16 protein-coding genes are annotated in these 15,304 nt (G+C 45.1%); 15 read left to right on the forward strand and 1 reads right to left on the reverse strand.

The genetic code is table 11. The annotated features are described in order from the left end of the window. The first annotated feature begins 39 nt into the window (after positions 1-39). From IAQ59_RS03945 to IAQ59_RS03970, 6 genes are read left to right on the forward strand one after another with little or no spacing between them, the layout of a single operon-like run. Positions 40-1,080 carry a polysaccharide biosynthesis protein gene (locus tag IAQ59_RS03945; protein ID WP_209329494.1) on the forward strand — a complete coding sequence of 347 codons (1,041 nt, stop codon included), beginning with the start codon at positions 40-42 and terminating at the stop codon, positions 1,078-1,080. Next, a complete protein-coding gene (locus IAQ59_RS03950) occupies positions 1,081-1,512 on the forward strand; it encodes a WxcM-like domain-containing protein (protein WP_209329495.1) in 432 nt (143 codons plus the stop codon). It abuts the gene before it with no gap. 31 nt (positions 1,513-1,543) lie between these two features. Then, complete coding sequence (gene wecB / locus IAQ59_RS03955; RefSeq protein WP_209329496.1) at positions 1,544-2,665, forward strand: non-hydrolyzing UDP-N-acetylglucosamine 2-epimerase; 1,122 nt, start codon at positions 1,544-1,546, stop codon at positions 2,663-2,665. Between the two features lie 9 nt (positions 2,666-2,674). Next, entirely contained in the window at positions 2,675-3,538 is an 864-nt protein-coding gene (locus IAQ59_RS03960) for a dTDP-4-dehydrorhamnose reductase family protein (protein WP_209329497.1), read from the forward strand. Positions 3,539-3,553: 15 nt separating this feature from the next. Further along, entirely contained in the window at positions 3,554-4,765 is a 1,212-nt protein-coding gene (locus IAQ59_RS03965) for a glycosyltransferase family 4 protein (RefSeq protein ID WP_209329498.1), read from the forward strand. Between the two features lie 2 nt (positions 4,766-4,767). Further along, positions 4,768-5,664, forward strand: a complete 897-nt coding sequence (locus IAQ59_RS03970; protein WP_209329499.1) for an NAD-dependent epimerase/dehydratase family protein — start codon at positions 4,768-4,770, stop codon at positions 5,662-5,664. A 655-nt stretch (positions 5,665-6,319) separates the two neighbouring features. Here the strand turns inward: IAQ59_RS03970 and IAQ59_RS03975 are convergent. Continuing rightward, positions 6,320-6,628, reverse strand: coding sequence for a hypothetical protein (locus IAQ59_RS03975; RefSeq protein ID WP_209329500.1), 309 nt, complete (start codon positions 6,626-6,628; stop codon positions 6,320-6,322). A gap of 622 nt (positions 6,629-7,250) precedes the next feature. Between IAQ59_RS03975 and IAQ59_RS03980 the strand changes: the two genes are divergently transcribed. The 9 genes from IAQ59_RS03980 (at position 7,251) to IAQ59_RS04020 (ending at position 15,012) form a co-directional block, all read left to right on the forward strand. Then, positions 7,251-7,475 (forward strand): hypothetical protein, encoded by a 225-nt coding sequence (locus IAQ59_RS03980; protein WP_209329501.1) that lies wholly within the window; start codon positions 7,251-7,253, stop codon positions 7,473-7,475. A 441-nt stretch (positions 7,476-7,916) separates the two neighbouring features. Next, positions 7,917-8,153 carry a hypothetical protein gene (locus IAQ59_RS03985; protein ID WP_209329502.1) on the forward strand — a complete coding sequence of 79 codons (237 nt, stop codon included), beginning with the start codon at positions 7,917-7,919 and terminating at the stop codon, positions 8,151-8,153. Next, complete coding sequence (locus IAQ59_RS03990; protein WP_209329503.1) at positions 8,125-8,547, forward strand: putative toxin-antitoxin system toxin component, PIN family; 423 nt, start codon at positions 8,125-8,127, stop codon at positions 8,545-8,547. Before IAQ59_RS03985 ends, IAQ59_RS03990 begins: the two co-directional genes overlap by 29 nt. 655 nt (positions 8,548-9,202) lie before the next feature. After that, positions 9,203-10,150, forward strand: a complete 948-nt coding sequence (locus IAQ59_RS03995) for an MraY family glycosyltransferase (RefSeq protein WP_209329504.1) — start codon at positions 9,203-9,205, stop codon at positions 10,148-10,150. Positions 10,151-10,155: 5 nt separating this feature from the next. After that, positions 10,156-10,596 (forward strand): WxcM-like domain-containing protein, encoded by a 441-nt coding sequence (locus IAQ59_RS04000; RefSeq protein WP_209329505.1) that lies wholly within the window; start codon positions 10,156-10,158, stop codon positions 10,594-10,596. Between the two features lie 56 nt (positions 10,597-10,652). Next, positions 10,653-11,936: a nucleotidyltransferase family protein gene (locus tag IAQ59_RS04005; RefSeq protein ID WP_209329506.1), complete on the forward strand. Its 1,284-nt coding sequence runs from the start codon at positions 10,653-10,655 to the stop codon at positions 11,934-11,936. Positions 11,937-12,167: 231 nt separating this feature from the next. After that, positions 12,168-12,761 carry an acetyltransferase gene (locus IAQ59_RS04010; RefSeq protein WP_209329507.1) on the forward strand — a complete coding sequence of 198 codons (594 nt, stop codon included), beginning with the start codon at positions 12,168-12,170 and terminating at the stop codon, positions 12,759-12,761. A gap of 1,317 nt (positions 12,762-14,078) precedes the next feature. Continuing rightward, positions 14,079-14,300 carry a hypothetical protein gene (locus IAQ59_RS04015; RefSeq protein ID WP_209329508.1) on the forward strand — a complete coding sequence of 74 codons (222 nt, stop codon included), beginning with the start codon at positions 14,079-14,081 and terminating at the stop codon, positions 14,298-14,300. After that, entirely contained in the window at positions 14,281-15,012 is a 732-nt protein-coding gene (locus tag IAQ59_RS04020; RefSeq protein ID WP_209329509.1) for an ATPase, read from the forward strand. Before IAQ59_RS04015 ends, IAQ59_RS04020 begins: the two co-directional genes overlap by 20 nt. The last annotated feature ends 292 nt before the right edge of the window (positions 15,013-15,304 follow it).

The raw sequence follows: 15,304 nt of genomic DNA on the forward strand, positions 1-15,304 counted from the left end.
AATTTAAAAAAAGATTAGCACCCTCAAATTGCAATTATTATGTTTAAAAATAAAACCTTGTTAATCACCGGCGGAACAGGATCCTTTGGCAATGCGGTTCTTAACCGTTTCCTAAATACGGAGCATTTTAGCGAAATTAGGATTTTCTCGCGGGATGAGAAGAAGCAGCACGATATGCGTGTCCGACTAAACCATCCCAAACTCAAATTTTACATCGGCGATGTCCGGGATTATAACAGCATCGAAAGGGCAATGCGAGGGGTGGATTATGTATTTCATGCTGCTGCTTTGAAGCAGGTTCCATCATGTGAGTTTTTCCCGATAGAAGCTACCAAAACAAATGTATTTGGCACCCAAAATGCCATTGACGCGGCTATAGCCAACAAGGTAACCAAGATTATCTGCTTGAGCACGGATAAGGCCGCCTATCCCATAAATGCGATGGGGATATCCAAGGCATTGATGGAAAAGGTAGCGATAGCAGCTTCCCGGAATATTCCCGAGAATGCCACGACTGTTTGCCTCACCCGGTACGGAAATGTAATGGCATCGAGAGGTTCCGTCATACCCCTATTTCAGCAACAGATCAAAAACGGAGAAGATCTCACCATCACCGATCCCCAAATGACCCGATTTTTAATGTCGCTGGAAGATGCAGTGGATTTGGTGCTATTTGCTTTTGAGCATGGAAATCAGGGGGATCTTTTTGTGAATAAGGCTCCTGCAGGAACCATTGGCGATCTGGCACAAGCCCTTTTAGAACTCAATAAAGCAACTAACAACATCAGAATCATAGGTACACGTCATGGCGAAAAGCTGTATGAGACACTTTGTACCCGAGAAGAAATGTTAAAGGCTCAGGATATGGGAGAGTTTTACCGAATTCCTGCCGACAACAGAGATCTAAACTACAACCAGTATTTCTTCGAAGGTGAAAAGGATATCTCTAAGGTAGAGGACTACCACTCTCACAACACCGAACAATTGGATGTGGAGGGGATGAAGAAGCTTCTATCAAAGCTACCCCTAATCAGGAAGGAAGCGTTGGGTGAAACCAATTTAGAACCGTACGAGGGATAAATGACACAATCAGCGCCACAAATTATACAGGGCGGCTTTCATTCAGACGAAAGAGGCAGCATCGCGTTTGTTAACTCGTTTGTCTTCGAAGGTGTAAAGCGCTTCTATAGCATCCTCCATCCCAATACAGAAACGGTGAGAGCCTGGCAGGGGCATAAATTGGAACGCAAATGGTTTTTCGTAGCTTCAGGGTCATTTAAACTCGTTCTGGTTAAAATAGGTGATTGGAACACCCCCCTTGCCGATGGTCAACCTTACGAATATTTGCTTGATGAGGAAAAACCAAAAATACTTGCCGTGCCAGGTGGATACGTGAATGGATTTCAGGCAACATCACCGAATTCCAGGCTGATGGTATTTTCCGATGCCAGTGTGGAAGAGTCAGTAAGGGATGACTATCGATTTGAGAAGAATCTGTGGTACCGTTGGTAACCATATTTACCAAAATAAAGCATTTAAAGAAATGGGTAGATTAAAAGTAGTGACAGTAATTGGAACACGGCCTGAAATCATCAGGCTAGCAGAATGCATCAAGAAGTGTGATGAGTTTTTTGACCATATTTTGGTACATACGGGACAGAATTATGATTACACGCTGAACGAGATTTTTTTTGAGGATCTGGAACTTAGGAAGCCCGATCATTTTTTGAATGTGGCCGGTGAGCACCTAGGTGCAACTATTGGAAATGTCATATCTAAGTCCTATGAAATCCTTACGGCGGAAAAACCCGATGCCTTGCTGGTGCTTGGGGACACCAATAGCGTGCTTTGCACGATAGCGGCGAAAAGATTAAAGATCCCCATTTTTCACATGGAGGCGGGAAACCGGTGCTTTGATCAAAACGTTCCGGAGGAAATCAACCGGAAGATATCTGACCATATTAGTGATATTAACCTCACCTATACCGAACATAGCCGGAGGTATTTGCTAAGCGAAGGGTTCAGAAAAGACCATGTGTTTGTGACAGGCTCGCCACTAAGAGAGGTACTGACAAAATACGCATCGAAAATTGAGGGGAGCGATGTTGTTGACCGGTTAAAGCTTCAGAAGGGCAAATATATGGTTGTAAGCGCACATAGGGAGGAGAATATCGATCTCAAGAATCATTTTGAACAGTTGGTAGAAAGCCTAAACGCAGTGGCAGATAAGTATCAGTTTCCGATCATTTTCTCCACTCACCCGAGGACCCGAAAGCGGATTGATGGTAACAAAATTGTTTTCCATCCTCTGATCCAAAACATTCCCCCGCTCGGCTTTTTTGATTATGTGAAATTACAGCAGAATGCGTTTGTGGTACTCTCTGATAGCGGCACAATCAGTGAAGAATCTGCGATGATGGGATTCCCGGCCGTGAGTATTAGGACAAGTACCGAACGACCTGAAGCCATAGATGCAGGTACGGTTGTATTGGGGGGGATAAGCAAGGACCAAATATTCGGCAGCATTGAGCTCACCACCAAACTTGCTATCAACAGGGAAACTGCTTTGCCCTGGGAATATAATGTGACCAACACGTCTGAAAGAGTGGTTAAATTGATTCAAAGTTATACATCCATTGTGGACAGAGTAATCTGGTCCAAATAATCGCCTACCATGCAAAAGATAATAGTAATCGGTTCGAAGGGAATGGCCGGACACGTCGTCAAGACCTATTTGGAAGAACTAGGCATTTATGAAGTGTGGGGAATCGCACGATCGGCTGATCCCCACCAGCATTCTATCAATATGGATGTTTCTGATACCAAAAAGTTAGAGGAAGCTTTATCTGAAATTAGATTTGATGTGGTAATTAACTGCATTGGTCTATTAAACAAGACGGCAGAGGATAATCCTGAGCAGGCTGTTTGGTTTAACAGTTATTTTCCTCATTTTTTGGCAGCCTTAGGACGTAAAAATGGGTTCAAATTAATCCATATAAGTACAGACTGTGTATTTTCAGGAAAGGAAGGTGGTTACGTTGAAAATTCCTTGAAGAATGGCATTGGGTTCTATGCACAGTCCAAAGCTTTAGGCGAAGTTATTAACGATAAAGACCTTACGTTCCGGACTTCTATCATTGGGCCTGAACTTAAATTGGATGGAATTGGGCTTTTTCACTGGTTTATGAATCAGACCGGGCCGATCAGCGGCTACAAGGAGGCTTATTGGACTGGAGTCACCACCCTTGAATTGGCAAAAGCCATTCATGAGGCAATACAGCAAAAACTCACTGGATTATATCATCTGGTAAACGGCGAAAAAATCGCAAAGTACGATTTGCTTGGAATATTCAATCAGGTTTTCCGGGGCGGAAATATTCACATTGAAGCGAAATCTGATTATAAAGTGGATAAAAGCCTTTTCAATTCAAGGGAAGATTTTAAGTATACCGTTCCTTCCTATCAAACAATGATTCATGAAATGAAGAGTTGGATGGCACAACACTCGTCATTTTATCCGCATTACAACTATCTTTAGAAAAGCTGCATCCCATTGAAAATACTAATCGTAACTCAATATTTTTGGCCTGAAAGTTTTCGGATCAATGACCTGGCGCTAGGTTTGCAGGAGAGAGGAAACGAGGTTCATGTGCTTACTGGAAAGCCAAATTATCCGAACGGGAGTTTTTATCCGGGATATAATTTTTACAATAAATCAAGGGAAACCTGGCATGGGATTACCGTCTTTCGGAGCCCACTGATTGCCCGCGGTAGTGGTTCAGGATTGAGGCTGATGGTCAACTATCTATCATTTGCCTTTCTTGCATCTCTAAAATCCCTCTTTATAAACGGCCGATACGATTTGGTTTTTGTATATGAACCTTCCCCGATTACTGTGGGAATACCAGCTGTCTTCATTGCAAAAAGGATGCAGATACCCGTTTATTTTTGGGTGCAGGATCTGTGGCCTGAAAGCGTGACAGCGGCAGGCCAACTAAACAATAAACTCATATTAAAACAACTGGATAACTTAACCAAATGGATATATAAGAATTCCGCTAAAGTTCTGATTCAGTCAGAGGGCTTTAAAGAGTACATTTTGAATCAGGGTGTGGAGAACGCGAAAATCGTATACTATCCAAATTCAACTGAATCCTTATACGATGTTGTGGAGCCCAAGGAAGAAATCGTTGGGCTCGTCCCCAAGGTTCCCTTCTGCTTAATGTTTGCGGGAAACATAGGAGAGGCCCAGGATTTCGAAAACATAATCGAAGCTGCTAGGCTAGTGAAAACGGCTAATCGTGATATCCACTTCGTGATTTTGGGAAATGGCAGAAAAAAAGATTTTGTTGAGCAAAAGGTTGCAGAATATGGATTGAGCAGTAATTTTCACTTGCTAGGTGCATTTCCTGTTGAAAAAATGCCCGATTTCTTTGCCTGTAGCGATGCCTTACTAGTCACCCTTAAAAACAGTAGAATTTTTTCATTGACAATCCCTTCAAAAGTTCAATCGTATCTGGCATGCGGAAAACCCATCGTTGCAGCACTAGACGGTGAAGGTGCAAAAGTAATCAAAGACGCGAGGGCCGGTGTGGTCGCTCCTACTGGGGATCCACAGAAATTGGCTGAGAGCATTTTGGAATTATATGCGCTCCCGAAAGAGAAACGACGACAGATGAGTGAAAATGCCAGAAAATATTTCGAAGAAAATTTCGAAAGAGAAATATTAATAGACAGGCTTTTAGGGATATTTAACGGAGATTGAAGATGAAAATACTTGTAACTGGAGCTTCGGGATTTGTCGGGCAGAACCTTTTAATTTTTTTAAAGCGGGAAAACGCGAATGATATTCTCCCGATTAGTATAAGAAAAGAACTCCCTTTAGATCTTCCTTTTGCTCGACACTACATCCACCTGGCCGGTAAAGCCCATGACCTTAAAAAAACGGCAGACGACCAGGCCTATTTTGACGTCAATTACGAACTGACCAAAAAGCTCTATGACCGCTTTCTCCAAGATCCTACATCGCAAACCTTTATATTTATCAGTTCTGTAAAGGCTGCGAAAGATGTGGTGGAAGGGGTGTTAACCGAAGATGTAGCCTGCAATCCGGTAACCCCCTACGGCAAATCCAAATTGCTGGCCGAACAATACATCCTCTCCCATCTTCCGGAAAACAAACGGGTCTATATTCTTCGTCCCTGCATGATCCACGGGCCGGGCAATAAAGGCAATCTAAACCTACTTTACAGCTTTGCCAGCAAGGGACTCCCCTACCCCTTGGCCGCATTTGACAATCAGCGCTCTTTTCTAAGTGTAGAAAACCTTTGTTTTGTGATCAACCAATTAATGGAAAAGCCTATTCCATCGGGCATCTACCAAGTGGCTGACGACGAAACCTACTCCACCAATGACCTTATCCGCATAATGGCCTTGTCTTTAGGCAAATCTCCCAGGTTATGGAAAGTGCCAGCAGGATTGATCACCACCGCGGCTAAAATCGGCGACCGACTGCACCTGCCATTAAACAGCGAACGCCTTCAAAAACTTACCGAAAGCTATCGGGTCAGTAACCAAAAAATCAAAACAGCCCTTGGTGTAGATTTGCCACTTTCCGGTGAAGAGGGATTGATGCGGACCTTTGAATCGTTTAAGGGGGGATAACTTTGTGATTTTTGAACGATATATGCTTCGGGATATTTGAATGATATATGCTTCGCGATATACACTTCGTGATATATGCTGCGCGAAATAAATGGATATATTGGGTTGTAGTTATTAGATTAGTATCTGTTTGGATCTTTAGTTTTGTAATGGTGTAGCAGAAGTAATCTAGAAAGGCGTTGTCGTCATTGCGAGGAGCGGGCGACGAAGCAATCTCGTTTGTATTGTCGAACTGCCGAATCGCCGAACCGTGGGATCGGGAGAAAATCGGATCTAATATCTCAAATCTAACTTCTCATATCTCCTCAGTGCTGTTGAATCGTCGAACTGTTGAACCGTAACGTATTCGATTGGAAAAATCCCTTCTTACGTCTTAAATCTTACGTCTACAAAAAAGATTGCTTCGGCTTGTCTTATGTCTAACGTCTTAAATCTTACGTCTCCTAACCGGTTGGATTCATTGGTTAGCAACTCAGGCATTCCTGGGTTTTGGCGGGAGATGGATGGCACCACGGGCATTTCCGCTGGCCAAAACTGGGAGGGTGTGGTTGATTTGTTTTTCTATAGACATGGCACCCCTTCGAGGTTACGGTATCGGTTCGATGGTGTATCGCCAACCCCATTTAGGGAAGTACATTTGTCTACTATCTCACGTCTAATTTCCCTTAACCTCCAAATAAAGACCCCGAAGGCGGTCAAATATTAATAACCCCGGGTGCCAACCCGGGGAAGAGAGATCAAAAATCATCCCCCCGTTTTGGCCAGCGTTGGAATCAATCGTGCCCACCCACTCCCGCCAAAACCCGAAAAGGCAAGGGAGGGCATTCTTGCGGCTAGTCTTTTGTCGAACCGTTTGATCGGTAGGGTTTGGGTAGGGGATTATGGCCAATTCAGGCATCATCGGGTTTTGGCTGGAGGGGATGGCACCACGTGCATTTACGGCGGCCAAAACCAGATCTATCATAACGTCGTTTTCCCCCGGGTTGACACCCGGGGTTATTATAATTACACCCCTTCGGGGTTGGGGAAAATTCACGCTTCGAAGTTGGAATCCCGAAAAACCGATACTTTTCCAGTGCAGGGGAGGCCAATAATAAAGGCTATTCAAAAAAAATCGACCCCGAAGGCGGTCACATGTTTGTAGCCCCGGGTGCAAACCCGGGGAATATAGATCAAAAATAATCCCGCCGTTTTGGCCAGCGTTGGAGCCAATCGTGCCCACCCATTATCGCCAAAACCCGACAAGGTCAGGGCGGGCATTCTTGCGGCTAGTTTTTTGTTGAACTGTCGAATTGTCGAACCTTTGATTCGGGAGAAATTCGATCTTATTTCTAACGTCTTATATCTCCAAAAATTAGGTTGGAATAGCGAAAGTGCGCCAGCTTTGTATCGTTCGTATTTGGTAGTTCGATTCTACGACCAATCGATTCGACGAAAAAAAGGTCCAACGATTAGCCAATGCCATGCACCGACTCTATCCCAATAAAAAAGGCAATCAAAGAAACCGCTATATAAATGAAAAATTGTTGACTTGGTAATCAAAGAATCCGAAAACTTCCCGAACCTTCACCTAAGTTAGGATCCAAATGGCAAAGCAAACATTAATACGTAGAACAATAGATCTTTTGGAAAAACTTCCCGAGAGCGAAATTCGCCAAGTGGCTGACTTTGCCGATTTTGTGTTGCGCAAATACGAAGAGCAATTAATGCAAAAAGGGATAGAAAAATTGGCTAGCAATTCAATTGCCCTAGCTTTCCTCCATGACGAAGAAAAATTATACGACGAGGCTGACCTGAAAGAAAAATACTGATGGTCAAAGGCGACATTGTTTTGGTTCCCTTTCCTTTTACAGATTTAACTTGCACAAAAAAACGTCCTGCGCTTATCTTGGTTGTTGGTAATCTTGATGTTACTGTAACTTTCTGAAATAGAATTAGACTCAAACAAAAATTAATTAGACGTATCGACGGGCTAAACAATTCGACCAATGTTGTCGAACTGTGGATTAGTCGAACTGTTAAATCGGTAGGGTATAGATTTCAGTTCAGTGGACAATTTGCACGAAACTTGTCCGGCGAAGGCGATATTAAATCGAAAGCAAGCGCAGCTTCGCTCCGAAAAGCCGCCGATTCGAAGATCAAACGGTTCGACGCGCCATCAAGCTTTTCCAATAAATATTCCAGCCAAAAGAACCCTTTGCAAAAGAAAAATCGTTACATTAACTAACGATAATGCAATTATTCCCCAAACGATGGCTACATTGATTTTAAATAGCAATGCAGAAGAGGACATAAAGCTGCTGATTGACACTGCGAAAAAACTCGGTCTAGATTTGCGGGTAGCAGATACCGAATGGCTGCTTATGGAAGAAGCCGAACGCTTGAGCAAAATAGACAATCCCCAGGCTATTCCAACGGAAGAAATTGTTGACCTATGTAGGTCAGTCAGAAAATCCCGGTATGAGAACGCAAATAAGCGTAGTTCTTGACACGAATATCTGGATTAGCTATATCATTTCCGGAAACCTAAGAGAACTCACAGCTCAAAAACTGACTTACCGCCTTCAGGTCTTTGCGTGCAAAGACCTTTATGCCGAATTGGAAGATGTTCTGAACAGACAAAAAATCAAAAAATTACTAACTTATCCAGTCAGCGATTACCTACGCTTGGTTCAAAAATTGACCACTGACTTCGACATTCAATCCACGTTTACAGGAGCTCCCGATCCCCAGGACAATTTCCTTTTCGACCTAGCTTTGCAATCGGAATCCTCCTTGCTGGTGACAGGTGACAAGCGGTTATTAGCTGTTTCAGTCTTAGGTCTATCAATTTTGACACTAGCTGATTTCAGAAAAAGATTTCCAATACACCTTGCTAAGTAAAAAAGTGGTTGAAAGGAAAACCGATTGATTTTTTTTATCGAACTGTTGAATCGTGGGACTGTCTGACTTTGAAAATCCATCGACTCGACGATTCGTCGGTCAAACGATTCGACAATCCCATGATTCGACGGTCGTTGGGTTGGGTACGGAGTTATCGCCCCTTCAACCATTTCCGGGTTTTGGCGGAACGGGGATGGCACATCGGGCTTTTACGGCGGCCAAAACCAGATCTATCATAACGTCGTTTTCCCCCGGGTTTACACCCGGGGTTATTATAATTACACCCCTTCGGGGTTGGGGAAAGTTCACGCTTCGAAGTTGGAATCCCGAAAAACCGATACTTTTCCAGTGCGGGGGAGGCCAATAATAAAAGCTATTCAAAAAAAATCGACCCCGAAGGCGGTCACATGTTTGTAGCCCCGGGTGCAAACCCGGGGAATATAGATCAAAAATAATCCCGCCGTTTTGGCCAGCGTTGGAGCCAATCGTGCCCACCCATTATCGCCAAAACCCGACAAGGTCAGGGCGGGCATTCTTGCGGCTAGTCTTTTGCCGAATTCAGCCTAGACTCGATAAGCCATCGATTCGACGATTCGTCGGTCAAACGATTCGACAATAATAAAACAACAACTAAAAAAACCAACCCTCATTCCCCATGTACCTCCTAGCGGCCCTAGTTCTTATCGCCAGTATCTTGCTGTACTTCCGGATCGCAGACCGATACAATATCATCGACAAACCCAACGAGCGCTCCTCCCATACCCGCATCACCATCCGGGGCGGAGGCGTGGTGTTTGCCGTTGCCGTGCTGCTCGCCTTTTTCCTGGGCATAGCTACTTGGGAACTCACGCTTGCTGTATTGATGGTGGCATCGGTCAGCTTTGTGGACGACATGCGACCCTTGAGTCAGCTGCCCCGCTTCAGTGTGCATCTAGTAGCCTCCCTGCTGGTTCTCTACGAAGCAGGTGTTATGGAATTGGCCCTGTGGTGGATTCCCTTGGCCCTCTTTGTTTTTCTGGGCTGGGTGAATATCTTTAACTTTATGGATGGGATCAACGGCATCACGGCCTTGTATTCCCTCGCCGTTTTAGGGGGCTTCTATTTCCTGCCCGAACTGGCCGATTTCCGTGGCCTGATCGAACTGGTGGCCCTGTCGGTGCTGGTCTTTGGCTTTTTTAATATCCGGCGAAAGGCCAAAACCTTTGCCGGGGACGTAGGATCCATCAGTATGGCCCTGGTACTGGGCTACCTGATGGTGCATCTGCTCGTGGCTACCGGGGAGATTTTTTACTTATTGCTCTTTTCATTATATGGCCTGGACGGCGTCCTTACCATCCTTCACAGACTCATCAAACGTGAAAACATCTTCCAACCACACCGCAGCCACCTTTACCAATACCTTGCCAATGAGATGGGCTGGGGTCACCTTCCGGTGGCTTTCGGCTATTTTGCCGCTCAGGCACTGCTCAATCTGACCGTGATACAGCTCGCAACCGATGGAGAAATAACCCTTCTTTTTCCATTTTTTATGATAATAATTGTATTGATCGTTGGGTACATACTAGCTAAATACCTAATTTTGAAAAAAATTAAACTGGTGTAAGGAAAATGGAAGGAGACAGAAAAGAGCCGTTGTTGCTAAAGGGAGGAATTCACGCAGATGAACGGGGCAATCTCCTTTATAACAACGAACTCCCAAAACTGGGCTTTGACATCAAGCGTTACATCATCATCGAGCCCAGGGGGATGCGGGGCTGGCACGGACACCGTCGCGAATCCAAGCTGTTCACCGTGGTAAACGGTCTGGTGAAAATCCTTCTCATCAAGCCCGACGATTGGGAGAACCCTTCTTCCGATCTCCCCGTCTCTGAATACCTACTATCCGGCAATGGCGATACGCTGTTTGTCCCTGGCGGCTACCTATGCGGGATGCGCTGCCTTTCCGAAAACGGCTCCGTGTTGGTATGCTCGGATAAAAGCCTGGAAGAATCACTGAACGACAGCTACAAGTTCTCACCCGACTATTGGCGGGAAAAGAGCATCTATTAAGGGAAACGGCCACAGAGCCGGCCATTGCCCCGATACCGAAAAACCATTCCGACCACTTGCCAAATACCAGCCCTCCACTTTTGGACTTTTCCCAACTGGAAGCAAACTACGGGAGGCCCACCGCCATCATCCTGTTCGCCTGCCGGGTTTACCTTGGGACAGAGCGCATGGATTCCCTGATCTCCTACCTCCACCAAGCCCCCGTGGATTGGAAGGAGGTGCACCGCCTCTGCAAAGCCCACCGCATCAGCCCTGTTGCCTATCGGGTGCTGTTAAAGTGCGAGCCCCCTTCCCCTTGGGCAGATATCCTGAAAAATGAGTTGAAGCGCATGGCCATCCATAGCATGGAAAAGGCCAAAGAGACTACCCGGCTGGTGTCTCTGCTGCGTTCGCATGGACTTGTGGCGTTTCCGTATAAAGGGGTGGCGTTTTCACTGCTTTTTTATGGGGACATAGGACTACGGGAATCAGGCGACATCGACCTAATCGTAGATCCCACCGAGCTTCCCCTGGTCAATGACATCCTAAAAGCAGACGGCTACCTGCCTGATGAGGAGGATTTCGTCCGTTTCTTAGGCTGGGAACGGTTTACCCGAACCCGACGGGGCTATAATTTAAAAAAACTGGATCGCCGCGGCCTGCCCATCCACCTGGAACTCCATTGGAGAATAATCTATGACTACTTAGCGGTTGGAAATTTCAACAACAATTTTTCATATGTAAACAATGAAAATATCCAAGTCTATGATCAGATGCTTCCGGTACAGGATCCTTTCGAGCAATTCAAGTACCTGTATCTCCATCACAGTGTGCACGATGGATATGGATACCTTAAAACCGCCCTGGATATAGCAATGGGGCTGAAAAAGCTGAACCCTTCCGCAGAGGACTATCCCCTGCACCCCCTGCTACGGGAACTCACCGAAGTGTTTTCCTTGGCCGCAGTGGTGGAAGCATCCAATCGGCTATTTGGTACCCAATTCGCCCTTCCGGCACATAAGCGCCAGGAAAAACTCTCGTTGCTTTTGGTAGACACTACACTCAAAGAAAAGAGGTTAGTACCCAAGCAAATGGGTTCTAACTTTGTCTATTACATGCGTTATTACACAGGGCTAATCCGCAAACGGGCGCTATTTTACCCGGAGCCCCATAGAAAGATACAATCCTATTTTCACAACTTTATTCATTTTTTCCAGCCCACCGTAGAGGATTTCAGACTTTTTAAGCCTAAATCGCTTGGAGGGTACCGATTACTCTGGTTGTTTCGTGCCATCCGGCCATTCCGCCACCTAATTCAACCCACCGATCCCCTCCAACAAAAAAAAGATCCGAAGAAATAGCCCTAATCAATCGGATCCGGAAAAAAGTACATTAGCCTCCCTTTATCCTCCCTTCGAAAAAAAAATCCGCTGTTGAGTACCCAAAAAATGACTTCCCCTTAAGGGAACGTCACAATGAAAACTGACACTATTCTATCGAAAAGGCAATAGTTAACCTGCTTTTTTTTGAATTTCCCCTATTTTATTCGTATTATAACGCTTATTGTCTTCAAAACTCACTAGCCATTCATCATGTATGTATACGGAGCGTCCGGACATGGACGGGTTATTATTGACATGATCGATTCCTACGCCCAAATCGACGGCGTTTTTGACGATGACCCTGCGAAAAAGGAGGTATTGGGTTACCCCGTGCTCGGTCCCGTACCTCCCGATTTTGAGTTCAGCAGCGAACTCTTTATTGCCATCGGCGATAATCGGGTACGTAAGGGGATCCGTGAGCGCTTGCATACCCGCGCGACCTTCGCCACAATCCTCCATGAATCGGCGATTCTTTCCAAGAGGGCCCATTTAGAGCCCGGGACTGTGGTGATGGAAGGGGCGATCGTGAAGGTGGGGTGTATGCTGGGCGAGCAGGTTATCGTCAACACCGGTGCCTCGATAGACCACGATTGCCATATCGGGGACTATGTGCACGTGGCACCTCAGGCTACGCTGTGCGGAGGTATAGAGTTGGGGGTAGATTCCCTGATCGGTGCCAATGCCATTATATTACCGGGAATAAAGATCGGTGCATGGTGTACCATCGGTGCCGGGTCCATTGTTCATCAGGATGTGCCCGATCACAGTACCTGGATCGGCAACCGTCTCCAATCGGCCAGATAGTGGGACGGTAATGAATCAGTGAAAGTCTTCCCGGATTTGGCACAGCCCCGCAGACATCACCAAAACCCGAAAAAACCAGAGGGAACATGCCTACGGACTGTCGTTTGATTGTCGAACTGTTGAATCGGGAAATAGGGATTCGCTAATAATTTTTATTTCGATTTAAACATCATAGTACGATAGTATTAGCGAATGGAGCCACTACCTAGTTTCGCCATGGAATGCCATCGAATCGATGGTCAAACGATTCGATATGGAAGATATTCGGTACGGAGTTATCGCCCATTCAACCATTCCCGGGTTTTGGCGGAACGGGGATGGCACATCGGGCATTTGATGCGGCCAAAACAAAAATTATCCATAATCGACCTTAGCTATAAACATGGCACCCCTTCGGGGTTGTGGCAATCGGTTCGATGTTGTATTGCCATCCCTATTTAGGAAATGACAATGTCTACTATCTCACGTCTAATTTCCCTTAACCTCCAAAAACGACCCCGAAGGCGGTCGAACATCAATAACCCCGGGTGCCAACCCGGGGAAATAGAGATACCAAATCCTCCCCGTTTTGGCAGCGTTGGAGTCAATCGTGCCCACCCATTATCGCCAAAACCCGAAAAGGCAAGGGCGGGCATTCTTGCAGCTAGTCTTTTGTCGAATCGTTTGATCGGTCGGGTTTGGGTAGGGGATTATGGCCAATTCAGGCATCACCGGGTTTTGGCGGGGCGGGGATGGTACATCGGGCATTTGATGCGGCCAAAACAAAAATTATCTATAATCGACCATAGCTATAAACATGGCACCCCTTCGGGGTTGCGGCAATCGGTTCGATGCTGTATGGCCATCCCTATTTAGGGAATGACAATGTCTACTATCTCATTTCTAATTTCTCATAATCTCCAAAAAAGACCCCGAAGGCGGTCGAAAATCAATAACCCCGGGTGCAAACCCGGGGAAAAGAGATCAAAAATCCTCCCCGTTTTGGCCAGCGTTGGAATCAATCGTGCCCACCCATTATCGCCAAAACCCGAAAAGGCCTGGGCGGGCATGCCTAGAGAGTGTCGTTTGGTTGTCAAACCGTCGAACCGTTTGATCGGGAATATGGATTTGCTATTGATTTTTGATTTGATTTAAACTTCATAGTACGATAGTACTAGCGAATGGATCCACTACCTAGGATCGCCATCAAATGCATTCGATTCGACGATCACACGATTCGAAAACAATTCTACCCTGAATTTGCCCTTGGACTTTTACGCAATAAGCAACCAATTTCTTACCTTGACGTGTTAATTAGAAACAACGAAACCAGCGAATATGGAAATCACACGAAAAGACATTGAAAACGCTCAAAAAGACGCTGCGGAAAAAGCTATTAGAAGAAATAAGGCGCTGGGGTTGTCTTATATAGAAGTTCAGGATTCTAATCTTGTGCAGGTGGATTCCACCGGAGAAGTGTCCCTGTTGGGGAAAGCACGGTTTGGAATAAAAAAAATTGGGCACAAGCGATTCAAGCTGAATGAGCAAAAAGAAATTTAGAATGTTTGCCGGCCCGAATGGCTCCGGAAAATCCACTTTGATCGAAGAAATCAGCAAAAAATTTAATATAGGCTATTTTATCAATGCCGATCGGATCGAATCCGAACTCAACACAAAGAAGCACTTCGATTGTTCTCTATTATTCCCCCAACCAATCTCTCCCGAAGAATGGCGTGATTTTTTATTGGAAAAATCTTCTGATAAAAGGATAACAGAAAAGTCTTTCATGGGACTACAAATACGTGAAAATTTTTTCACCGCTACCCACGTCATTGACAGCTACCAAGCATCAGTCATTGCGGAGTTTTTTAGAGAAAAACTGATTCATAGCGACATGACGTTTTCGTTTGAAACCGTAATGTCACATGAGTCGAAAGTTATGTTTTTAGAAAAAGCAAAAGATCTCGGTTTTACAACATACCTCTATTTTATTTGTACCCGCGACCCAAAGATCAATATTCAACGAGTCAAAAACAGAGTGCTTGAGGGCGGACACCATGTGGAAGAAAATAAAATCACTTCAAGGTATTTCCGGTCTTTAGATCTTCTCTGTAAGGCTTTCCTGGTTGTTGACCGGGCATTTATTATCGACAGCTCCCATAAAACGAATGAGGTAATAATGGAGAAACAGCAAAATGATATTATTATACACAAAGATGAGGTGCCGGGTTGGATTGATGAATACTTGCTCCGCAAACTGAAATTAACCTAAGATTTGTCTAAAAGGTAAGGCTATTGCCTAAATAACAACCCGCAAATTTTGAGAGACTTTTTTCCCGAATCTTAGGAATTCTTCTGCCGAATAGTCAAACTATCGAACTCTTTGATCGGAAAATATGGATATGAAATTAATTTTTGCCTCGATTTCGATTGATGTCTCATCGCACGGTTGTACCAGCGTATGGCGCCACTACCTAGTTTCGCCATGGAATGCCATCGATTCGACGGTCAAACAATTCGACCAAAAATAACACCTCCACCCAACCCCTCACCAAAACAAAAAA

It is taken from the genome of Lunatimonas salinarum (genome assembly GCF_017811155.1).
GTDB lineage: Bacteria > Bacteroidota > Bacteroidia > Cytophagales > Cyclobacteriaceae > Lunatimonas > Lunatimonas salinarum.

Bases quoted from the DNA above. Each gene is read 5' to 3' on its own strand.
- IAQ59_RS03975 (WP_209329500.1), bottom strand. From the start codon at position 6,628: ATGATAGATCTGGTTTTGGCCGCCGTAAATGCACGTGGTGCCATCCCC.
- IAQ59_RS04015 (WP_209329508.1), top strand. From the start codon at position 14,079: ATGGAAATCACACGAAAAGACATTGAAAACGCTCAAAAAGACGCTGCG.
- IAQ59_RS03980 (WP_209329501.1), top strand. From the start codon at position 7,251: ATGGCAAAGCAAACATTAATACGTAGAACAATAGATCTTTTGGAAAAA.
- IAQ59_RS03990 (WP_209329503.1), top strand. From the start codon at position 8,125: ATGAGAACGCAAATAAGCGTAGTTCTTGACACGAATATCTGGATTAGC.
- IAQ59_RS03995 (WP_209329504.1), top strand. From the start codon at position 9,203: ATGTACCTCCTAGCGGCCCTAGTTCTTATCGCCAGTATCTTGCTGTAC.
- IAQ59_RS03970 (WP_209329499.1), top strand. From the start codon at position 4,768: ATGAAAATACTTGTAACTGGAGCTTCGGGATTTGTCGGGCAGAACCTT.
- IAQ59_RS04020 (WP_209329509.1), top strand. From the start codon at position 14,281: ATGAGCAAAAAGAAATTTAGAATGTTTGCCGGCCCGAATGGCTCCGGA.
- IAQ59_RS03950 (WP_209329495.1), top strand. From the start codon at position 1,081: ATGACACAATCAGCGCCACAAATTATACAGGGCGGCTTTCATTCAGAC.
- IAQ59_RS04010 (WP_209329507.1), top strand. From the start codon at position 12,168: ATGTATGTATACGGAGCGTCCGGACATGGACGGGTTATTATTGACATG.
- IAQ59_RS04000 (WP_209329505.1), top strand. From the start codon at position 10,156: ATGGAAGGAGACAGAAAAGAGCCGTTGTTGCTAAAGGGAGGAATTCAC.
- IAQ59_RS03945 (WP_209329494.1), top strand. From the start codon at position 40: ATGTTTAAAAATAAAACCTTGTTAATCACCGGCGGAACAGGATCCTTT.
- IAQ59_RS03960 (WP_209329497.1), top strand. From the start codon at position 2,675: ATGCAAAAGATAATAGTAATCGGTTCGAAGGGAATGGCCGGACACGTC.
- wecB (WP_209329496.1), top strand. From the start codon at position 1,544: ATGGGTAGATTAAAAGTAGTGACAGTAATTGGAACACGGCCTGAAATC.
- IAQ59_RS03985 (WP_209329502.1), top strand. From the start codon at position 7,917: ATGGCTACATTGATTTTAAATAGCAATGCAGAAGAGGACATAAAGCTG.